This window comes from Rhizobium sp. P44RR-XXIV (assembly GCF_001999485.2).
Classification (GTDB): domain Bacteria; phylum Pseudomonadota; class Alphaproteobacteria; order Rhizobiales; family Rhizobiaceae; genus Rhizobium.
Window position 1 is genome coordinate 501,842 of the sequence record NZ_MPVZ02000025.1, and the last position, 20,955, is coordinate 522,796.

Here is a 20,955-nt window from a genome sequence, read left to right on the forward strand (position 1 = left end):
CATGAAGCCAGCCACATCTCCGCCAACACTCGAAACCGAGCGCTTGTTCCTGACGGGTCATACGCTTGACGACTTCGAACCGCTTGCGGCCATGTGGAGCGACCCGCTTGTCGTAAAGCACATCTTCGGCAATCTGGTATCGACCTCACGGGAATCCTGGATGCGAATGCTCTCCTACCACGGCCTCTGGCCGCTTCTGGGGCATGGATATTGGGCGGTCCGCGAGAAATCATCCGGCCGTTATGTCGGCGATCTCGGCTTTGCCGATTTCCATCGCATCATGGAACCATCCATCAAGAGCATTCCGGAGGCTGGATGGGCCTTCTCGGCATGGGCGCATGGCAAGGGACTTGCCACGGAAGCCCTGACGGCGGCCACCGCCTGGCTCGACGAGCAGCCACGCTTTGAACACAGCGTCTGTCTGATCTCGCCCGATAACACGGCGTCGATCCGCGTCGCCGAAAAGGCCGGCTACGGAGACCCGAAACCGGTGCGCCTCAACGACAAGGAAACGCTGCTGTTTTCCCGCGCCCGCCGGCTGGCGAAGGACTGACGGGACACGTCCGGCGCAATACTGCCGCCTAGAATCCCAGCGACTGCTGCACCGGCTTTGGCGGCGCCAATTGAACGCCCTCCAGCTCCAGCATATGGGCCTTGGCGTTGGAGCCGCCGGGCGCTGAAAAGCCGCCGATCTTGCCGCCTGCCGCCAGAACGCGATGACAGGGGATGATTAGTGCGACCGGGTTCTTTGCCATGGCCTGGCCGACATCGCGGGCGGCCTCCGGCCCGGCGCCAAGCTGCTTGGCGAGCGTGCCATAGGTCGTGGTGTGGCCCCAGCCGATCTGCCGCGCGGCATCATAGATCTGCTTGAAGAATTCATCCTGTTCGCCAAGATCGAGCCTGACGCGGGAAAAATCGATTTCTTCGCCCACAAAATACCGCTTCACCTTGGCAACGACCTCGGCAACCTCAGGCATCGGCGTGCCGGGATGCGCATTCGGTACGCGGCGCAGAAGCAGCCGCTCGGTTGCGCCGGCATCCTTCGTCGGCAGCTGGAAGCGTATGACACCGAGATCGCTCCAGGCGATACCGCAAAAACCGCCCGCGGTTTCGAAGATCAGATAGTCTTGCCTTGTCTCGTTCATGACCGAAGCTCCGTGTTTCCACTTGCCATGAAAATCGTACCGCAGGGCGGGGAATTCAACCCGATTCTTGCGCCGGAGCGGAATTACCACTGCTTTAGCTATTGAGTGAGACGCCGCCGCTGGCAGGGCGGCGCCCCAAATCCAGTTCGCAGTTCAGTGGATCAATATCCACCGCCGGTCGGAGGCGAATTCAGCGTCATGCCACCACCGGACCCATGCTGATCCGACGTGGAGCAAGCTGAAACGCCGAGGCCGATGAGAGCGAGCAAGGCAATCGAGAAGATGGCTTTCGTCAACATGTGAGACCCTTCCTTTGAAAAAGGCGAAAACACCCCTGGCAGACGGCGAACAGGTCAGGCGGGCGTTTTATTCGATCGCATTTTTCAATCGAGAAATGCTGTGGCGAAGAATGTGCTGCAGCTCGGCAAATGTTCTCTATTTGTTCTTGATGTCGAATGCCGTCAGCGCTAGAGTATGGACGATCCCAAATTGATGAGAGGCAAAGCTAACTGGCTTTGAATAGCGCTATGCATACTAGTGGCCAATTCTCGTTCGATCTTGGCGAACCGCCAGGAGTACGGAGAACTAAAATGGTGCCGAGGCGTGGGCAGGCCCTCTATTTTGCGGCGCTTCCGGACCCTGAAATCGCTAACTTAACGGCTAGATTGACGTGGGACCAAAGTCGACGAAACGGATTGTCGCGTGAGCCGAGACAGCACGATCTTTATCACGCGACCATCTATCCGATCGACATCGCTTCACGCTCTCGCGAAGAGGCCATTTTCGCCGCGATGCAGGCAGCATCTACGATCCACTTGCCATCATTTGAGCTGATATTCGATCGCGTCGCCACCTTCGGCAACGGCAACAACCGCCAATACGTGCTTTGGTGCAGGCAGGGAAATATTGGCCTAAAAATATTACGCCAGGAACTGGCAACTGCTATGCAAAGCTTGGGCTTCGACAGTGACGTCCCCGACAACTTTGCGCCACACATGACACTGTTTTATTGTCGGCGTGCCCTGCCAGAAGTGATGCTGGAAAAGCCGATAGTGTGGACCGTTAAGACGTTTACGCTGGTGAACAGCTTCCAGGGAGAGGGCGAACACGGCCATGTGTGGCATTGGTCACTATTCTAGGTCTGGCGTCTAGGCTTTTGGAGAGATTTCGGCGTTTCCTGTGGATGCCATAACCACCGCCACAGCATCATCGACACTGAAGCTGCAGCGGCTGTCGAGATCGGTGACGCCAGCCACGGCCATGAGATCGCGAACGCGATCATGGACGCGGGCGAATTGCACGCGGATGCCGGCGCGTTGCATGGCGCCGTCAAACTCCATCAAGGCGTCCATCGCCGTGCTGTCGATATCGGAACTTTCTTCGAGGCTGAGAATAGCGGCCCGCAGCCCCGCCTCACCGCGGCTGCCCGACAATATCTCGCTGAAGATCGTGTCGGCATTGCCGAAGAACAGCGTTTCGCCGGGCCGCCAGATGGCGATGCCCGGTATTTCGGATGCATCACCATGTCTGACGACATCGACGAAGTTGTGACTGCTGCCGAGGCGGCCGAGACGGGCGACATAGGGCGAGGCCAATCGATGCATCATGGCAGCGAGCGATAGCGCGATCGCCAGCAGCATGCCGTTCAGCACGCCGAAAGCCAACACCCCTGCCGCAGCACCGAGCGCGACGTAAAAATCGCGGTGCAGCCGCCGCAAATGCAGGATCGGGCTGGATCGAGCGCATGCGTCAAGGCAGCAATGACGACTGCGGCCAGCACCGGCTCGGGCAGCAGCGCCACCAGCGGACTTGCGCAGGCAATCAGGATCGCAAGGCCGATGGCGGCAAAGACGGTGGTCGCCCGCGTCTTGGCACCTGCCGCCTCGCTGGCGAAGCCTGCCGAAAAGCCGGCGCCGACAGGCATGCCCTGAACAAGGGCGCTGGCGATATTGGCGGCACCGAGCGCGCCGAGCTCGCGGTTGACTTCCAGCGTCTCGCCATAGCGCAACGCCAGTGCCCGCATGGTACCCCAGGATTCGGCAAAGAGAATAAGCACGAGAGGCACGGTAAACTGCACCAGCCGCGAATAGGCGGCCCAGCCGGCATCCGGCAGCGACGGCCATTGCGGCAGGATCTCGATCGATCCCACCAGCTTGACGCCATGTGCCTCGAGGCCGAAAAGGTAGGAGGCGAGAATGCCGGCAACGAGCACGAGGAAGGCAGCGGGAACGCCCGGCAGCCTCTTGAGCAGCAGCAATGCCACAAGCGCGACGACGCCGACCGCAACGCTGATCGGGTTCCACTGCAGAACCGCACCGAACAGCGATGCCGCATAGGTGAGGATATTCGAGCCCTGCGCGGGCACGCCTACCAAGATAGGTAGCTGATGCAGGATGATGGTGATCGCCAGACCCAGCGCAAAGCCCCGCAGCACCGGCCGCGAGATGAAGCCGGTGATGCCGCCAAGGCGCAGCACGGCGGCAACCACAAACAAAACGCCGGCGAGCGCAACGGCGACGGTGGCCAGTCCGGCCTTGACCGTGGCGTCACCTGGCACGACCGCCAGCGTTGCGGCAAGAATCGCGGCGGACGAGGATGTCGGCGAGACGATGGCGAAGCGGCTGCGGCCGAATATGGCGTAGATCAAGCATCCGGCAATGCCCGCAAGGATGGCGCGGTGCGGCGGCAAGCCGGCGATGCCGGCGTAAGCAACGGCTTCCGGCAGCATCAGGCCGGCAACCGATATGCCGGCGACCAGATCCGCCTTGTCCACCACGAACCAACTGCCCAGCTTCGTCATCGATCACCCAAAAGGATGGCTCATCCATTTATGGATAGAGATTCGCCGCCAAGCTGCAACAAGAAAATATGGCCTGGAGAAACCGGGCCTCAGGTCGTCGCCTCCGCGTCATCACGCAAGGGACAGCTTTTGCCGATGACATCGGTGACGAAATCCATGACGGCGCGGACAGCCAGCGAGCGACGCAGATCCGGATAGGTCACGAGCCAGAGATCGCGCGTCGGTGAGGGAACAGCCACCGGCAGACGGGTCAACCCCGCCTCGGCATCCCCCAGAAAGGCAGGAAGCGCGACGACGCCGAGGCCCGCACGGGCCGCCTCGAGCTGGCCGAAAACATCCGTGGCACGAAACACGATCGGACGCCCCTCCAGCAGGCTTCGAAGCCAAGTCTGCTGCGTCAGATGCTCCATGGCCGCGTCGTAGCCGATGAAAGACCATTCCTCCTCCGGCATTTGCGCCACAGCCGGGATGGCATAGAGGCCGAAACGCATGACGCCGATACGCCGGACGAGTAGATCGCTCTCTTCCGGCCGGGTCATGCGCACAGCGATATCGGCTTCTCCGTAATTGAGGGCGGCGCGGCGCGTAACGCCCGCGATAGTCAGGGTGATATCCGGATGCTCGTCCCGAAAGGCGACCGCTTTGGGAGCCAGAAGATGGGCGGCGATCGACGGTGGCGCGCTGATCTTCACGGCGGCGGAAAGCCCGGCGACAGCGCTTTTCGAATAACGCCGGATCGCTTCGATATCGTCTTCCATGCCCGCCACCAGTTCGGCAATGGCGCGGCCATCCGCCGTCAGCGGCGAAGTGCGCGGCCGCCGGTCGATCAGGCGCAGGTCCAGCGAGCGTTCCAGCGCGGCAATACGGCGGCCGACGGTTGCGTGATCCACGCCGAGTTCACGCGCTGCCGCCGAGAGCGAGCCTGTCCGCGCCAGGGCGGCGAAATGATGCAAGTCCTGCCAGTCGATCATCTGTGCATTATTGCACAGATACGGTGAGCTCATACCGAATTTATTCAGGCGGAACTTTGTGGTCAAAGATCTCCGGAAAGGAGACTTCTTGATGCCCCTAGCGATTGCCATCACCGGCCCCGGAGGACCCGAGGCCATGAAAGCCGTTGATCTCCCCGTGACAGAGCCAGGCCCCGGCCAGGCAAGAATTCGCCAAAGCATTTCAGGCGTCAATTTCGTCGATATCTATGTTCGCTCCGGGCTCTATCCCTTGCCGCCCGGCCAGAGTGTCCTCGGCTTCGAGGGTGCAGGTGTCGTCGACGCGATCGGCCCCGATGTTGGAGAGCTGAAGGTGGGCGACCGCGTCGCCTATATCGGCCATCCGCTTGGCAGCTATGCCGAGATGCGCACGCTATCGGCGCAGCGGCTGGTGAAGCTGCCCGATGGCGTCAGTGAACGGGTGGCGGGCAGCTCGATGCTGCGCGGGCTCACCGCCCATATGGTGCTGCAGAAGGTCTATCCGCTGAAAGCCGGCGAATGGGTACTGGTGCATGCGGCAGCCGGCGGCGTCGGCCAACTCGTCACCCGCCTTGCCAAGCGGCTCGGCGCCAATGTCATCGCCACCGTGGGTTCGGAAGCCAAGGCCGGATTTGCCTATGAGGCCGGCGCCGATACCGTGCTTCTGCACACATCGGAGGATTGGGTGGAAGAGGCCCGTCAGATCGCAGATCGCCGCGGCGTCCATCTCGCCATCGACGGGATCGGCGGCACCATGCTGTCGCAAACGCTTGCCGCCGTACGCCCCTTCGGAATGGTTGCGAGCCTCGGCCAGGCGGCCGGGCCCATCCCGCCAATCCAGATAGAGGAACTGACCGCGCCGCGCGCGATCGGCCTGTCTCGTCCCAGCGTATTGACCTATGCCAATGATCCCGAGCTCTATCGCCAGGGCACCCAGGCCCTGATGGGATATCTGCAGGCTGGGCTGATCAACCCGATTGGCGCCGAATACGAGCTGAAGGACGCCGCACGGGCACATGCCGACCTCGAGGCCGGGCGGACGACAGCCAGCGTCATATTGACGATGTAAGCCTCATCCGAACGGGGCCGGCCGCCGGCCCCGTTCGAACGACAGAATTTTCGGTTACACGCATATTCATCCCATGCCGTCAATGGTTTTTGCTGCAAGGCAGCAATTCGTTGACCTTGCTGGCTTTTGCCTGATATTCGTTTGCCATGACGACGCGCGGCCATTCGGCTATCGCCGCCATTTGATCCGATACGAACCCCCGAGCCTTCGTGGCAAACAGCATGGACACCGCGCTTCCCGGTGCCCGCAGGCGATATCCCGTGAACACTGCCTCCCAGACCATACGGTCCAATTCTACCCTCGGCCTCCTCTCCATTGTTGCGCTGACATTCTTCGGCTATCTGGCCATCGGCCTGCCGCTTGCGGTGCTTCCGACCTATGTCGATAGCGGCCTCGGCTTCGGCGTCGTCTGGGCCGGCATTGCCATCAGCACGCAATATGTGGCGACCATCGTCAGTCGCGCGCAGGTGGGTCGGCTGTGCGATCAATACGGGCCGCGCCGTTCTGTCCTGCTCGGCTTCCTCGCCTATGGCCTCTCCGGCATCCTGACACTCGCCTCCGCATTCACGGTCCATGTTCCGGCGGCCAGTCTTGCCCTCCTGCTTGCCGGACGCCTGGCGCTCGGTATCGGCGAAAGCTGGGTCAGCACCGCAGCCATCACCTGGGCGATCGGCCTGATGGGGTCGCGCGAAACCGTGCGCATTATTTCCTGGAACGGCATCGCCACCTATGGCGGCATCGCGCTGGCAGCTCCTTTCGGCGCCTGGCTGCAGGGGCAATATGGCTTCTTCGCCATCGGCATATTTACCGTCGGGCTCGCCATTGCCGGGCTGATGCTGGCGCAAACGCGGCCGCCGGTCGCTGGCGTCAAGGAAAAGGGCATCGGTACTGGCCAGGTGCTGAGCCGCGTGGCGCCGTTCGGCGTGGCGCTGGCGCTTGCTTCCAGTGGCTTCGGCGTGGTCATGACCTTCATCGCGCTGTTCTTCCACAGTCGCGGTTGGGAGGGCGCCCCCTTTGCACTCAGCGCCTTCGGCCTCGCCTTCATGGGCGTCCGGCTTGGTCTTGCTCAAGCCGTTGCCAAGTTTGGCGGTCTGCCGCTTACGCGCATCTCGCTTGTCGTTGAAATCATCGGCCTCGCAGCAATCGCATTCGCACCCTCGCCGACCGTCGCCATCATCGGCGCAGCCCTTGCCGGTGCCGGTTTCGCACCGGTCTTTCCGGCACTAGGCAACGAGGCGATGATCCGCATTCCACCGCAGAACCGCGGCGTGGCGCTCGGCCTCTATTCCATCTTCCTCGATATCTCGCTTGGCACGACAGGGCCAATCGCCGGCCTCTTTGCCGATCATCTCGGCTACGCCGCTCCCTTCTTCGTCGGGGTCGCCGCCGTGTTGCTCAGCCTTGTCCTCAGCCTCGGCTTGCGCAAACACAGCAACCCATGACACCTCTCCAAAGCCATCAGCATCGCCGATGGCAGCAATGGTTGCAGGATGCGGCTGCCGCTTGGTAGGGTCGGCAATCATAACAATGAGGAGGAAGCGCCAACATGGACATTATCGAAATTGTCATCGAGGGCGATACTCCGGGGATCGCCTGGCGGCTGCCGGTGTTGCATTTTTCCGGCAACAAGCCCGATGCGCCAAAGATCTACATCCAGGCCGCGCTCCATGCCGGCGAGCTGCCGGGGACGGCGCTTGCGCATTTCCTCTGCGAGCGGCTGCGGCAGGCGGAAACGGAAGGCACGATCCTGAGTGACATCGTTGTCGTACCGCATGCCAACCCGATCGGCGCGGCGCAATCGCATTTCGGTGAGATGCAGGGTCGTTTTGATCTGGGTTCGCGCACCAACTTCAACCGCGATTTCCCGCTGATCTCGCTGCGCGACCGCGATCTGCTGATCGAAAATCTGGAACGCTATCCCGCCGTCGACCGGCTTAAGCGCAAGCTGATTCACATGGCGCTCGGTGCGGATCTGGTGATCGACCTGCATTGCGACGACGAATCCCTGCAATATGCCTATATCGATGAGGCTTTCTGGCCCGAGGCCGCCGACCTCGCGGCGGCCTTGAATATGGAAGCCGTGCTGCTGTCGGATGGCGAAAGCTCGGCCTTCGAAGAGGCCGTGAGTTTTGCCTGGAAATACGAAGTGCCGGGTGAGAAGAAAGTGCCGTTGCCGGGAAAACTGTCGGTGACGGTCGAGCTGCGTGGGACACGCGATGTCTATCCCGACATGGCAAAGCGGGATGCCGAGGGTTTGTGGCAGTTCCTCGCCGCCCGAGGCGCCGTGCGCGACGAAAGCGTCAATCTCTCGGCCTTCACCGGACCGGCGGTGCCGCTCGACAATATCGAGATGATCCGCGCGCCGCAGACAGGCACGGTGCTCTTTCATCGCAATATCGGCGAACGCGTCGAGGAAGGTGATCTGCTGGCGACGATCATCACTGCGCCCGGAATGCCGGATGGCACCATCGATGTCCTTGCGCCGCAAGCCGGCCTCATCGTCACCCGCGTCTCGGACCGGCTGGTGCGCCGACGCGGCGACCTGATGAAGATCGCCTGCGACCGGCCAAGTGCCGCCACCCGCAAGCCCGGCACGCTGGAAGACTAGCCCTTCCCTAGCGGCCGTCGATCACCTTGCATCGCATCGTGAAGGCGATGGCGGCCGCGTCCCTTAGAAGCGCACCGAAGCAACGAATTTGATCCAGAGCGACGGCCATCGCCGCGCGGCCGGCGCGGGCCGTTATGGGAAAGATTGTGCGTTTTCCTGACACGATCATGCCTCCGATCGAAATGATGCAGGCGATGTTCACAGTGGCGACGGCAATGGCTGAAAGCGTACCCCAATATATATGTATGCAGTCTGCATAAATATTACCTGGATGTCAAGGCCGCTCGTTCGGCCGCTATGCCATGAAGGCGATGGGGCATCGGTCCTGATCGCAAACGCCCTGGTCACAGACGCGACAGACGACATCCTGATCGTCACCGAGATCGACCAGGGACGGCAGCAGTTTTTCCACCAGGCGGCCAAGCTGCTCGGTCTCTTCGGCTCCAAGAACCTTGAAGGCACGGTGAATGACGGCCCGTCGAGCGGCGAGGCTTTTGTCGAAAAGTGCCTGCCCGTTCTCGGTCAATTGCAGTGATCGGGCGCGCTTGTCGCCTTCGACGCCGCCGGCTCTCAACACGAGACCGGATGCTACGAGCTGGTCGACAAGGCGGACGGTCGCGGAATGGGAGAGCGCGATCAGCCTGCGCAACGTCTCGATCGTCAGGCCCGGCTCGGTGCCGATCTGGATGATGGCGGCAATCGCACTCGGCCCATGGCCGGTTTCGTCGGCAAAGGCCTTTTCCATCTTATCTACGAGAGCCAGGCTCATGGCGCCGAAGAGGTTTTCCAGCCGCAATATTTCCTTATCCGCCGCCATGCCCTGTTCCGCCGCTATAAATATGTATTCTGCATATTTATAGGAAAATCGGCCGTTGTCGCAACCGGCAGCGAACCGCTTCGCCCCCTGCCCGGCTTTTATCCGACTTTACTTGCGTGCTATGCCGCTAACCAACAGCAAGAGACGGATTCGCCATGACGATCACCATTTACGGCATCAAGAACTGCGACACGATGAAGAAGGCGCGCACCTGGCTCGAAAGCCACGGCATCGCCTACGATTTCCACGACTACAAGGCCGTTGGCATCGACAGCGACCATCTGGAACGCTGGACGACGGAAGCCGGCTGGGAGATCGTGCTCAACCGCGCCGGCACGACCTTCAAGGCCCTGCCGGAAGCAGACCGCACAGACCTATCGAAAGACAAGGCCATTGCGCTGATGCTGGCGCAACCTTCGATGATCAAGCGCCCGGTGCTGGAAGCGGACGGCAAGTTGCTCGTTGGGTTCAAGCCCGATATTTACGCGGCTGCATTCGGCAAGGTCGCCTAGAGACACGCCCATGTCAAAAACAACCCGTGCCACGCAAGTTCTGACCCAGGCGAAAGTCGCCTTCACCGTCCATGCCTATGACTACGATCCAAATGCGGAGCGTGTCGGCATGCAGGCGGCGGAAGCGCTTGGAGAAGAGCCGCATCGGGTGCTCAAGACCTTGATGGCGGAGGTCGACGGCAAGCCGGTCTGTGTCATCGTTCCCTCCGACCACGAAGTCAGTATGAAGAAGCTGGCCGCGGCCTTCGGCGGTAAATCGGCAAGCATGATGAAGCCTGCCGATGCCGAGCGCCTGACGGGTTACCATGTCGGAGGCATCAGCCCCTTTGGCCAGAAAAAGCTTGTTCCCACAGCCATCGAAGCGCAGGCGATGACCGAAGCCTATGTCTATATCAACGGCGGCCAGCGCGGTCTGCAGGTGCGGCTCAGCCCGCAAGACGCATTGACCGCCTTGAAAGCAAAGGCGGCTTCGCTGATTGCCTGATCGGCCACGCAAACTGACAAACCGCCTTCAATTTCGCCGCAAAGCGGTCTAAGTCTTCAGACCATCGTCCGATATCAAGCACGCAGGTCCCACCATGACATCAGCCTCCCAGAACCATCATCCCGTCGATCACGCCAAGCTGGAGAAGCTTGCGGAGGTAGCCGTCAAGGTCGGGTTGCAGCTGCAGTCTGGTCAGGACCTGCTGATCACCGCGCCGGTCGCGGCGATGCCGCTGGTGCGCTTGATCACGCGCGAGGCCTACAAGGCCGGCGCCGGTCTCGTATCGACCTTTTATGCCGATGAAGAGACGACGCTTGCCCGCTACGAATATGGTCATGATGCAAGCTTCGACCGTGCCGCCAACTGGCTTTACGAGGGCATGGCCAAGGCTTTCTCCAACAACACCGCGCGGCTTGCGATCGCCGGCGACAACCCGATGCTGCTCTCCAATCAGGACCCGGCCAAGGTAGCCCGTGCCAATCGCGCCAATTCAGCCGCCTATAAGCCGGCGCTGGAAAAGATCTCGAATTTCGACATCAACTGGAACATCGTCTCCTATCCGAACCCCTCCTGGGCGAAGCTGGTATTCCCGAACGATCCGGAAGCGATCGCCGTCGCCAAGCTCGCCAAGGCGATCTTCTCCGCCTCGCGCGTCGATGTTGAAGATCCGATCGCAGCATGGGCCGAGCACAATGCCAATCTGCGCAAGCGCTCGACATGGATGAATGGCCAGCGCTTCGCCACCCTTCATTTCCAGGGTCCGGGCACCGACCTGAAGGTTGGTCTTGCCGATGGCCATGAATGGCATGGCGGTGCCTCGACGGCCAAGAATGGCATCACCTGCAATCCGAACATTCCGACGGAAGAAGTGTTCACCACGCCGCATGCGCTGCGCGTCGAAGGCCATGTGTCGTCGACCAAGCCGCTCTCGCATCAGGGCACGCTGATCGACAATATCCAGGTGCGCTTCGAAGGCGGCCGGATCGTCGAGGCCAAGGCGACGCGTGGCGAGGAAGTGCTGAACAAGGTGCTCGACACCGACGAAGGCGCGCGCCGGCTTGGCGAAGTGGCGCTGGTGCCGCATTCCTCACCGATCTCGGCAAGCGGCATCCTGTTCTACAACACGCTGTTCGACGAAAACGCCTCCTGCCACATCGCGCTCGGCCAGTGCTATTCGAAGTGCTTCCTCGACGGAGCGTCGCTTTCCCAGGAACAGATCAAGGCGCAGGGCGGCAACTCCAGCCTGATCCATATCGACTGGATGATCGGCTCCGACAAGGTCGATGTCGACGGCATCAAGCCGGATGGATCGCGCGTGCCTGTTTTGCGCAAGGGCGAGTGGGCCTGAGGAGGCCCGGATATTCGAATGCGATCGTGCCGCGGTATCACCTACCGCGGCATCTTTTTTGCCGGAAACTGCGACATCAGATCGTCGCCAGAGCTTTCCTGATGCGGGCGAGATGCGCCTTGCGGGCGGTATCGGTGACGCGGTCCATGTCGTGTAGCGCCAGCATGCGGAAATTGAGCCGCTTGGCACAGAAGGCGGCGATGCCACGTTTCAGCAGCCGCCGCACAGGGTTACCCATGTAGAGATGCACGACCCACCAGGGCGAGCCGGTCGTGGTCAGCGCCCAGAACAGGCGGATGTTGGTCAGCTTCGGCACGATGCGGCCGCCGGCGGGATCGTGCGTGAAGGCAACGCCCGGCGCGAAGGCGCGGTCGAAGAAGCCCTTGAGAATGGCCGGGAAATTGAACCACCATTGCGGGAAGACCAGTATCAGCCCCTCGGCGGCCCGCAGCCGTGTGACGATATCGTCGACATCAGACGTGTCATAGGGCTGGTCGAAATAGCCGCGCCGCTCGGTTTCAGAGAGGCGCGGATCGAAGCCCTCGCGATAGAGATCGAGCAGATCGACCTGATGTCCTCCGGCAGCGAGGGTCTCCTCGGCAAGCTTTGCCACTGACGCGGCAAAGCTATCTTCCAGCGGATGAACAAGAACCAGCAGAATACGCATCAGAACAGGCTTCCCTGTTTTGGCGGAGCAGCTCCTTCAGCCGGCTTTGTGCTGCGCTTTTTCGGCGACGGTGCACCACCGGCCGGCGATGGTGTTGCTCCCTCTTCGCCGGTGACGGCGCCGATGCGGCCGTCGGCAAATTCGATCGAGATGGCCGCACCTGTCGTAAGCGCGGCAGCAAGAGAAACCGGCCGGTCATCCTCATCACGCACCACGGCATAGCCGCGCTTCAGCACATTCTTGTAGGAGAGCGACTGCAGGATCCTCTCCTGCGCGACAAGCTCGCTGCGGGCGCGGGCCAGCTGATGACGAATTGCCGTATCGGCCTGGCGGGTGAGATTGCCGAGGCGGTCACGCGCACGACCGGTCTGCGCCTCCAGGCGGGATGGCAGCGTGGCAAAGACGGCGTCCGCGCGGTCGATGCGGGCGCGGGAGCGGTCGATCAGGCGCTCGATGGTGCGTTCGGCGCGGGTCATGCGCTCATTGAGTTGCTGGCGGCGCTCGGCGATGCGGTTCGACAGGATATCCGGCCGCAGCTGCGAGGCCATGCGCTCGAAGGAACGGCGCTTATTCAAAGTATTCAGCTCCAGGCCACGGCCGAGGCCTGCGGCGGCCTCATCGAAGCGGCGGCGCGGCAAGGCGAGGATCTGATCGAGGGAAGGCAGAGCCCGCAGCAGAGCCCGCACCGATTGGCGCCGCTGATCCATCTGCCTACTGACGCCGCCCTGCAAACGGGCGGAGAGACTGGCGAGCTGCGCTTCCAGTTCGGCCTTCACAGGCACGGCCATTTCGGCCGCGCCGGTCGGCGTCGGCGCGCGCACGTCGGCGGCATAGTCGATCAGCGTCCAGTCGGTCTCGTGGCCGACGGCGGAGATCAGCGGGATCTCGCTTGCGGCAGCGGCGCGGACAACAGCCTCGTCGTTGAAACTCCAGAGATCCTCCAGACTGCCGCCGCCGCGCGCAACGATCAGCACATCGGGGCGCGGTATCGGGCCATCCGCGGCGAATTCGTTGAAACCGCGAATGGCATTTGCCACTTCATCACCGGAGCCCTCGCCCTGCACCTTTACCGGCCAGACCAGCACATGCACGGGGAAGCGATCGGAGATACGGTGCAGGATATCGCGGATGACGGCGCCGGTCGGCGACGTCACCACGCCGATCACCTTTGGCATGAAGGGAAGCCGGCGCTTGCGCTCGGGGTCGAAAAGACCTTCGGCACCAAGCTTGCGCTTGCGCTCCTCCAAGAGCGCCATCAGCGCACCGGCGCCGGCCGGCTCCAGCGTCTCGATGACGATCTGGTATTTCGAGGAGCCGGGGAAGGTCGTCACCTTGCCCGTCGCGATGACTTCCATACCCTCCTCGGGGCGGAACTTCAGCTTGGAAAATGTGCCTTTCCAGATCACCGCATCGATGCGGGACCTGTCGTCCTTCAGCGAGAAATAGGCATGACCCGAGGAATGCGGTCCGCGATAGCCGGAGATTTCGCCGCGCACACGCACCTGGTCGAACGCGGTCTCGACCGTGCGCTTGATCGACCCGGACAATTCCGAGACGGAATATTCCGTCAGGTTCGACGGCGAATCATTCTCAAAAAAGCTGCTCATGACTTTTTCTAACCGATGTTGCCGGAAATGCGGAGCCTAGCGCATCGCCCCTTCAATCGGAATCGATGGAAGAAAAGGATTATGCGCAGATTTAAAGTGCTGCTGCGTCCTTTGCGCGTCCCGTAGGACGCGCGGAACAGTAGCGCTTCATCAAACGTTAACCCTGTCGACAAAGCCTTTCTTAGCCATCCACGCGTAAACCTGTGCAAACTGGTTCTTGGTAAAGAGGATATGGATCGATGATATTCGTGACCGCCACGATCATCGGAATTGCCGCCGGCCTGCAGCGCTCGACGATATCAGCAATGCTCGGCGTGGCGCTGTTGAGCATCGCCTTCATGGCAGCCGTCGTCCTGTCCCTCGTCCCGCCACCGCTGGCGACCTTGTTTATCGCCTTGGGCGGCTACAATCTCGGTTTCATCGGCTATCTCGTTGCCGCCGACAGCATGGAACACGGCCGCCGCGCCTAGATCGCGCAGACGCTCCAGATTGCTATCTCAACACAATTCCGGACGGAAACCGCCGCGCACTTTCCCGAGGCTGGTGGGGAATCATTTCTGCGGTTTGAAATAGAAGAACTCCACATCCGATTTTGTCGATGCGGGAATGGGCTCCAGATAGGTCGGCAAGCGGCCGGCGCTGAGCTGGGCGTAGAGGCCCTGAGGGTTCCGCTCTGACAACAGCCCCACCTGAGGATCGCCCTTGCAGAAGGCGACAAGCGTTACATGCGCCTCACGCAGAAGCGCTTCAGCCTCCACCGGCTTTGCAAGGCCGATATGCAGCTCGGCCAGCATCCCATCCGGATCGCGGTGATAGGGGCCGGAGAGGGTGCGATGCGGCGTGAAGCGCAGGAGCGGCGCTCCCATATTCGATGCGGCGGCTATGACCCCGGGTTGAAGACCAGCGATCGGCGCCAGCGCTTCTCGTGACGCGCAATCTGCCGTCTCTTCTGCCTTGGCCGGAGCGGCGACGCTGAAGCTGTTGACGACGCCCTTGTGAGCAAGCGCGCCGCCGACAGCCCACACAGCCGGCACCGACATCAATGCCGTGACCACATAGAAGAAGGCTGCTCCCACATCTTCGCTATCGGCCGCCGATATCCGGCGCAGCTCCGCCAGCAGCAATGCCAACGGCGGAATGGCCAGCAGATTGGAAAACTCCGCGCCACGGACCTGCACCAGCGTGATCGCCCAGTTGACGGCAATCAAGGCCATCAGCACCGCATGCAAGCGAACCCTGTCGCCACGCAGCATACGGAACGTACAGACAATCATCGCAAGAAAACCTGTCACATAGAATGCGGTGAAGGTGTCAGGCTGTGTGCGGAAGACCGAAAAGATCGACTGCGCCTCCGTCACCTTGCTGAGCCAAAGATCCACCAGCATCGGATCGAGATCGGCAAGCGGGTTGCGCAGGCATTGCGGCGCGATTGCCACTACCGTGGCGAAGACCGCCGCGCCGATGGCCGCCAGTGCCATCATGCGTCCAATCCGGGACAGATGGCTGGCGAAAAGGGCGGCCAGGAGGAGGCCCACGCAGCCGACGCTAACAATACTATAGAAGCCAAGCGAGAGATTGTCGCAGGTGACCATCGAATAGAGGCGCGGCGGCACGAGCGAGAAGAATGCGCCGCCGACGGCAAGCGTCATCGTCAGCGCGAAGGCTTTTGCGGCCGGCGCAAATGCTTCACCATCCCAAGCCCATAAACAGGCCACCGCCATGCAGGCGACAGCCACGAAGGGCGTCGTCTCCGCACCGATGCCGAGCTGGATGGCAAGGGCGACGGCAGCAATGGCGAAGCTGCGGGGCCTGTAGTTTTCATCGGCTAGCATGGCGACGGTAAGGGCGACAAGGCCGAGCTGGACGTTGTCGTGATCGATGGATCCCGGCACGAAACGTGGCGAGAACAGGATGAAAAACGTCGTCAGGATGAGTGAAAAATGCATGCCTTCAACGCCGGCAATACGACGGCCCGTCAGGCTCATGAAAAACATCAGCGGCAGGATAAGCATCAATGGCCACACAGTCAGCGCTGCGGCCTCGGCGCCTTCCGGCGAGAAGAACATCCGAAAGAAGACAATGAGGCCCGCGATCGGCAGATCGATGAAGCGCGACCAATGCATCAGCGTCCCGCCATCAAGGCCGAGGCGATACTGCATCATGTCGAACCAGCCCTGGCCGGCAAGGAAGTCCCGTACTTCAACCAGACGCATGGCGTCATCATTGTCGGGGCCGACATAATCAGTAAGATGACGATGAATGACGAGCTGCGCGACGATGAGGAGAATGCCGTAGATCAGCGGCACAAGGATGGGATGCGACCAGCGTGACGACGCTTTCCTTGCCGCCGGAACTGCTTCAGACGACATCGCCAGCGTCTCCACCATATAGATAAATCCTGTATTCGAAGGATGTTTGGGGAGCACGCTAACGCCTGCCCATCAAAAAAAAGTAAAGCTGATGCCGGTGGCGATATTCTTCACGATAATGTTTTTCGCAGGGGCGACATCACGCCATTTTTTCTTCGCAAGCATAGCGTCTTATTAACAGCCAACGGGATAAGCTCTCGTCCGGATCGTCCATCAGGCCTCGACTTGATATCACGCGTAGGAACCGGCCAAGACCATGTGGAATGAGAAGCTGAACATCGCTGTTCTTCTGCCCTGCTATAATGAAGCGGCCACGATCGGCGATGTCGTTCGCGGCTTTCGTCAGGCGCTCCCGCATGCCAGCATCTATGTGTACGACAATAATTCCACCGACGGCACGGCGCTGCATGCCATGCTTGCCGGCGCGACCGTGGTGCGTGAACGTCGCCAGGGCAAGGGGCATGTCGTGCGACGCATGTTCGCCGACATCGATGCCGACATCTACCTCATGGCCGACGGCGATGGCACCTATGCGCCCGATGATGCAGAAGAGCTGATCCGCACGCTGCTGACCGAAGGCTCCGACATGGTGGTCGGCACGCGCCGCAATGTTCAAAACGACGCCGGACGCCAGGGCCATGCCTTCGGCAACCGCATCTTCAACTGGCTCTATCGCACCATCTTCGGTGCGGATTTTACCGACATCTTCTCCGGCTATCGCGCCTTCTCGCGCCGCTTCGTCAAGAGCTTCCCGGCGGTGTCCGGCGGGTTTGAGATCGAGACGGAAATGTCCGTCCATGCCTCCCGGCTGAAGCTGCCCGTCAGCGAGCTGGAGCTCGATTACGGCCGACGGCCGGAAGGCTCGCATTCGAAACTCTCCACCTTCCGCGACGGCTGGAAGATCCTCTGGATGTTCGCGATGCTGATGAAGGAAACCAGACCCTTCGCCTTCTTCGGCATTCTGGGCGCCATCTCCATGGAGCTCAGCATCGGCTTCTCAATCCCGGTTCTCATCGAATATTTCGAAACCGGTCTCGTATTGCGCATGCCGACCTGGGTGCTCTCCATGGCACTGATGATGATTTCCTTCATGCTGTTCACGGCCGGCTTGATCCTGGATTCCGTCGCCCGCGCCCGTGCGGAGCAGCTGCGCATTCACTATATGAGTCTGACAAAGCCGGCATCCGGCGAAATCGGCGACAGGCGGACAATCTCCATGGTGGAAATCGAAAAGCCGGCAAGCAGCCGCAAGAAAAGGCCCAAGGCTGCATGAAGAAGCTCTTTCGCTTCCTGCTCGCTGGTAGTGTCGGCTTCGTGGTCGATGCCGGCGTGTTGCATCTGCTGCTTTGGTATACACCCGTTGGTCCGTTTATCGGACGGGCACTCTCGATACCCAGCGCATTGCTCGCCACATGGATCCTCAACCGCAAATTCACCTTCGGTCGCTCCGACCGTTCGCTGGCGGCCGAAGGTTTCCGCTATGGTTCCGTCGGTCTGACGTCTGCGGTGCTGAACTATGCCCTGTTCAGCTCGCTACTGATGACCGAGCCGTCGTTGCGGCCGATCATTGCGCTGACGCTCGGCTCGGCGGCGGCGACGGCGTTCAGCTTTTTCGGCTATTCGCGCTTCGTCTTCCGCCACCGGCAAAATCCCTGAGACCTTCGCTCAGACGGTTTCCCAACCATCCTTCTCGCTGGCGCGATAGATGGCGTCGATGACCTTCTGATTGAGCTTCGAGCTTTCCAGCGGCACGATCTCCGCACCTTCACCCAGCGCGGCCGAAGCAAAGGCTTCCGCTTCGCGCTTGTACTGGCGACTGTCGGGGAAACGGAAAATCGTCGATTCCGAATGGCCGCGATTGGTCAGTTCCAGTTCCTCTGCGCCATATCGATCGGCGTTAAAGGGCGACTTTACCTCGATGAAGCCTTCCGTGCCGTGGAAGACCATGACCTGGCGATTGGCCATCTGCGTCGAGATGTAGAAAGTCATTTCAAAATCGCCGAAATCGGCTTTGACGCTGGAATAGATGTCGGTGCCGAATTCCGGATCGCGCTCGGTCACCGCCTGGATGCGCAGCGGCTCGCGGCCGGTGACGAAACGGGTGCTGATGGTCGGGTAGACGCCGATATCGGGCAGACCACCGCCGCCGAGCGACGGGATATTGCGCATGTTGCCGGCATCGCGGTTGAAATAGGTGAAGGCTCCCTGGATATGGCGCAGGCGACCGATGGCGCCATCGGCGAGCAGCGAACGGACCTTCCGCCACACCGGCGCATAGGTGACCATGTAAGCCTCGGTCACCAGCACCTTGTTGCGGTCGCGGGCTGCAATCAGGCTGTCGATTTCATCTGCCTTGAGCGCGATCGGCTTTTCGCAAAGCACATGCTTGCCGGCATCGGCGGCCTTGATCGTCCACTCGACATGCTGCGAAGTTGGCAGCGGAATGTAGACGGCATCGATGGTATCGGAGGCGAGCATTTCCTCGTAGGAACCGAAGGCGTGCGGCACGGAGAAGCGGTCGGCCATCTGGCGGGCACGATCGAGATCACGGCTGGCGATTGCCGTGACGACGCAATTTTCCGCGTCCTGAATGGCCGGCACCACCAGGTCGCGGCCGATTTTTGCCGTCGATAGAATTCCGAAACGCAACATGATCTTTCTCCCGAAGCATTGTCCCGAGGCGAACGGCCGCACAGCGATGGTCGCGACACGGCCTTCCAGCGGGATCCCTTGTCAATACGGTGGATGGAGAGCGAAACGAGGCCATTCCGCTCCAGACGAAATCGACTGCAACCTTATTCGGCCGGTGCAGACGGCGCAACGGTTTGAGGCAATGATTGCTCAAGGACATCGAGCCAAATGGCCTCAAGGCATGTCCGGATCTGTCCTCTTTCTGTCTGATAGGTGGCTTTCGTACCTTTTGACTGGCGCTTAGTTTCGGCTATCCTTCAATCACAGGAGATACGAAAATGTCCCATGCCGACACTGCGCTGCTCGTCATCGATGCCCAGGAATCGTTTCGCCAGCGTCCCTACTGGCGGGCAGACGACCTGCCTACCTTCACCAACCGCCTACAGGCGCTGATCGATGGTGCCAAGGCCAAGGGCATCCCCGTTGTCCAGATATTCCATGTCGACGACGATCCGCATTTCAGCCTGGAGAGCGGCTACGTGCGCAAGCTCGATGAAATCTCCCTGGAGGCCGATGCGGTATTCCACAAAGCTCGCCATTCGGCCCTCGTCGGCTCCGGGCTGGATGTCTGGCTGGTGGCGAACGGCATCCGCAAGGTGATCGTCTCGGGCATTCGCACGGAGCAATGCTGCGAGACGACGACGCGACATGCATCCGATCTTGGCTACGAAGTCGACTATGTGACCGAGGCGACGCTGACCTTCCCGATGACGCATGCTTCGGGCACGGTCTTCAGCGTCGACGATATCAAGAAGCGCAGCGAGCTGGTGCTGTCAGGCCGTTTCGCCCGCATCGCGACGGTCGAGGAAGCGCTTGCCGGTGCCCCGATCCGGAGTGCTGCATGAGCCATAACGACAGGCACCTCCAACGCCGGATCATTCCCGTCTACGTCCTTCTGCCGCCCTATACGCTGCTGATGGATGTGGCCGGGCCGGTGGAGGTGCTGCGCCGCGCCAATATCGAACAGGACGATGTCCTGTTCGATTATCGCTTCATCGCTGCCCAGCCGTCGCAAACGACCTCGGTCGGGTTGACGCTCACCAATCTCGCCCCTCTGCCGGATCACATTCCAGACGGTGCCTATGTCATCATATCCGGCAGCGTCACGCCGCCTGACGATGCCGAGGACGTCGAGCCCGAAACCGACACGCTGGCGCGCTGGCTGGCGGGCGTCATCCGCCCGGGCATCACCCTCGTCACCATCTGCTCCGGCGCGGTGATCGCGGCCCGTGCCGGTCTGATGGACGGCTATGCCTGCACTACTCACTCCGCCTGCCTCGACGAGGTCCGGCACCATGCCCCGACTGCGCGCGTGCTCGACAACCGGCTCTATGTCGAAGATCGGGAACGCTATTCCAGCGCCGGCATCACCACCGGCACCGACCTGATGTTGCACCTCGCCTCCAAACTGACCTCGCCGATGACAGCTTTGACTATTGCTCGCCATATGGTCGTCTACATGCGGCGCACCGGTGCCGAGCCGCAGCTTTCGCCTTGGCTCAGCGGCCGAAACCATGTGCATCCCGCCATCCACCGCGTTCAGGATGCGATCATGGCCGATCCCGCTCACAGCTGGTCGCTCGCCGAGCTTGCCGGCATTGGCGCCATGAGCGCACGGCATATTTCACGCCTGTTCCAGGAACATGCGGACCTGTCGGTGACGGCCTATGTCAATCTGATGCGCGTGACGTTGGCGCGGGATGTGCTCGCCAATTCGCGGCTCGACATGGAGCGCGTGGCGGAAAAATCCGGCTTCGCTTCTCCAAGGCACATGCGGCGCGTCTGGTCGAAATACAATACGCTGCCGCCAAGCCACTATCGGCGCACGACGCCGGAATAAAGAAATCGTTAGTGGAGTTTCGCTGGCCGT

At 61.2% G+C, this 20,955-nt stretch carries 21 protein-coding genes and 1 pseudogene; 13 read left to right on the forward strand and 9 right to left on the reverse strand.

The features are described from left to right. Position 1 precedes the first annotated feature (1 nt). Positions 2-553 carry a GNAT family N-acetyltransferase gene (locus BSK43_RS07850; RefSeq protein WP_077468454.1) on the forward strand — a complete coding sequence of 184 codons (552 nt, stop codon included), beginning with the start codon at positions 2-4 and terminating at the stop codon, positions 551-553. Positions 554-581: 28 nt separating this feature from the next. Here BSK43_RS07850 and BSK43_RS07855 read toward each other — a convergent pair whose 3' ends face one another. Next, entirely contained in the window at positions 582-1,145 is a 564-nt protein-coding gene (locus BSK43_RS07855) for a methylated-DNA--[protein]-cysteine S-methyltransferase (protein ID WP_077468453.1), read from the reverse strand. Between the two features lie 161 nt (positions 1,146-1,306). Next, the gene (locus tag BSK43_RS35045) at positions 1,307-1,444 is read right to left on the reverse strand and encodes a hypothetical protein (protein WP_169055373.1); all 138 of its coding nucleotides are present in this window, start codon (positions 1,442-1,444) and stop codon (positions 1,307-1,309) included. Between the two features lie 291 nt (positions 1,445-1,735). Between BSK43_RS35045 and BSK43_RS07860 the strand changes: the two genes are divergently transcribed. Further along, the gene (locus BSK43_RS07860; protein ID WP_169055374.1) at positions 1,736-2,284 is read left to right on the forward strand and encodes a 2'-5' RNA ligase family protein; all 549 of its coding nucleotides are present in this window, start codon (positions 1,736-1,738) and stop codon (positions 2,282-2,284) included. Positions 2,285-2,293: 9 nt separating this feature from the next. On the opposite strand, the pseudogene BSK43_RS07865 reads toward BSK43_RS07860, so the two are convergent. Both BSK43_RS07865 and BSK43_RS07870 read right to left on the reverse strand, forming a co-directional pair. Beyond that, positions 2,294-3,945, reverse strand: a pseudogene (locus tag BSK43_RS07865) (SulP family inorganic anion transporter). A gap of 89 nt (positions 3,946-4,034) precedes the next feature. Further along, positions 4,035-4,916, reverse strand: a complete 882-nt coding sequence (locus BSK43_RS07870) for a LysR family transcriptional regulator (RefSeq protein WP_136686797.1) — start codon at positions 4,914-4,916, stop codon at positions 4,035-4,037. 91 nt (positions 4,917-5,007) lie between these two features. Here BSK43_RS07870 and BSK43_RS07875 point away from each other — a divergent pair, with 91 nt between their 5' ends. The 3 genes from BSK43_RS07875 (at position 5,008) to BSK43_RS07885 (ending at position 8,590) form a co-directional block, all read left to right on the forward strand. Beyond that, positions 5,008-5,982: a quinone oxidoreductase gene (locus BSK43_RS07875; RefSeq protein WP_077468450.1), complete on the forward strand. Its 975-nt coding sequence runs from the start codon at positions 5,008-5,010 to the stop codon at positions 5,980-5,982. Between the two features lie 260 nt (positions 5,983-6,242). Next, positions 6,243-7,424, forward strand: a complete 1,182-nt coding sequence (locus BSK43_RS07880) for an MFS transporter (protein ID WP_077468731.1) — start codon at positions 6,243-6,245, stop codon at positions 7,422-7,424. Positions 7,425-7,528: 104 nt separating this feature from the next. Further along, on the forward strand, positions 7,529-8,590 hold the full coding sequence (locus BSK43_RS07885) for a succinylglutamate desuccinylase/aspartoacylase family protein (protein ID WP_077468449.1): 1,062 nt from the start codon (positions 7,529-7,531) through the stop codon (positions 8,588-8,590). Positions 8,591-8,885: 295 nt separating this feature from the next. Here the strand turns inward: BSK43_RS07885 and BSK43_RS07890 are convergent, their stop codons facing one another. Beyond that, positions 8,886-9,407 (reverse strand): MarR family transcriptional regulator, encoded by a 522-nt coding sequence (locus BSK43_RS07890; protein ID WP_077468448.1) that lies wholly within the window; start codon positions 9,405-9,407, stop codon positions 8,886-8,888. A gap of 155 nt (positions 9,408-9,562) precedes the next feature. Between BSK43_RS07890 and BSK43_RS07895 the strand changes: the two genes are divergently transcribed. The 3 genes from BSK43_RS07895 to BSK43_RS07905 all read left to right on the forward strand — a co-directional run bounded on the left by BSK43_RS07895 (position 9,563) and on the right by BSK43_RS07905 (position 11,751). Continuing rightward, a complete protein-coding gene (locus BSK43_RS07895; RefSeq protein WP_077468447.1) occupies positions 9,563-9,919 on the forward strand; it encodes an ArsC family reductase in 357 nt (118 codons plus the stop codon). Between the two features lie 10 nt (positions 9,920-9,929). Beyond that, entirely contained in the window at positions 9,930-10,403 is a 474-nt protein-coding gene (ybaK, locus tag BSK43_RS07900; protein WP_077468446.1) for a Cys-tRNA(Pro) deacylase, read from the forward strand. A gap of 94 nt (positions 10,404-10,497) precedes the next feature. Further along, positions 10,498-11,751 carry an aminopeptidase gene (locus tag BSK43_RS07905; RefSeq protein ID WP_077468445.1) on the forward strand — a complete coding sequence of 418 codons (1,254 nt, stop codon included), beginning with the start codon at positions 10,498-10,500 and terminating at the stop codon, positions 11,749-11,751. 76 nt (positions 11,752-11,827) lie between these two features. Here BSK43_RS07905 and BSK43_RS07910 read toward each other — a convergent pair whose 3' ends face one another. Both BSK43_RS07910 and xseA read right to left on the reverse strand, forming a co-directional pair. After that, on the reverse strand, positions 11,828-12,418 hold the full coding sequence (locus BSK43_RS07910) for an NAD(P)H-dependent oxidoreductase (RefSeq protein WP_077468444.1): 591 nt from the start codon (positions 12,416-12,418) through the stop codon (positions 11,828-11,830). Then, positions 12,418-14,025: an exodeoxyribonuclease VII large subunit gene (gene xseA, locus BSK43_RS07915; protein ID WP_077468443.1), complete on the reverse strand. Its 1,608-nt coding sequence runs from the start codon at positions 14,023-14,025 to the stop codon at positions 12,418-12,420. The genes BSK43_RS07910 and xseA overlap by 1 nt, the downstream gene beginning before the upstream one ends. Before the next feature lie 239 nt (positions 14,026-14,264). Here xseA and BSK43_RS07920 point away from each other — a divergent pair, with 239 nt between their 5' ends. Next, positions 14,265-14,495: a homogentisate export protein gene (locus tag BSK43_RS07920; RefSeq protein WP_077468442.1), complete on the forward strand. Its 231-nt coding sequence runs from the start codon at positions 14,265-14,267 to the stop codon at positions 14,493-14,495. 81 nt (positions 14,496-14,576) lie between these two features. On the opposite strand, the gene BSK43_RS07925 is transcribed toward BSK43_RS07920, so the two are convergent. Then, positions 14,577-16,412 (reverse strand): hypothetical protein, encoded by a 1,836-nt coding sequence (locus BSK43_RS07925; protein WP_077468441.1) that lies wholly within the window; start codon positions 16,410-16,412, stop codon positions 14,577-14,579. Positions 16,413-16,650: 238 nt separating this feature from the next. Here BSK43_RS07925 and BSK43_RS07930 point away from each other — a divergent pair, with 238 nt between their 5' ends. Together BSK43_RS07930 and BSK43_RS07935 are read left to right on the forward strand one after the other, a co-directional pair. Further along, complete coding sequence (locus BSK43_RS07930; protein WP_077468440.1) at positions 16,651-17,667, forward strand: glycosyltransferase; 1,017 nt, start codon at positions 16,651-16,653, stop codon at positions 17,665-17,667. Continuing rightward, positions 17,664-18,050 (forward strand): GtrA family protein, encoded by a 387-nt coding sequence (locus BSK43_RS07935; RefSeq protein ID WP_077468439.1) that lies wholly within the window; start codon positions 17,664-17,666, stop codon positions 18,048-18,050. The genes BSK43_RS07930 and BSK43_RS07935 overlap by 4 nt, the downstream gene beginning before the upstream one ends. A gap of 9 nt (positions 18,051-18,059) precedes the next feature. On the opposite strand, the gene BSK43_RS07940 is transcribed toward BSK43_RS07935, so the two are convergent. Then, positions 18,060-19,046 carry a Gfo/Idh/MocA family oxidoreductase gene (locus tag BSK43_RS07940; RefSeq protein WP_077468438.1) on the reverse strand — a complete coding sequence of 329 codons (987 nt, stop codon included), beginning with the start codon at positions 19,044-19,046 and terminating at the stop codon, positions 18,060-18,062. Between the two features lie 317 nt (positions 19,047-19,363). On the opposite strand from BSK43_RS07940, the gene BSK43_RS07945 reads away from it, so the two are divergent. Both BSK43_RS07945 and BSK43_RS07950 read left to right on the forward strand, forming a co-directional pair. Beyond that, positions 19,364-19,930: an isochorismatase family protein gene (locus BSK43_RS07945; protein WP_077468437.1), complete on the forward strand. Its 567-nt coding sequence runs from the start codon at positions 19,364-19,366 to the stop codon at positions 19,928-19,930. Continuing rightward, positions 19,927-20,925 carry a helix-turn-helix domain-containing protein gene (locus BSK43_RS07950; protein WP_077468436.1) on the forward strand — a complete coding sequence of 333 codons (999 nt, stop codon included), beginning with the start codon at positions 19,927-19,929 and terminating at the stop codon, positions 20,923-20,925. The genes BSK43_RS07945 and BSK43_RS07950 overlap by 4 nt, the downstream gene beginning before the upstream one ends. The last annotated feature ends 30 nt before the right edge of the window (positions 20,926-20,955 follow it).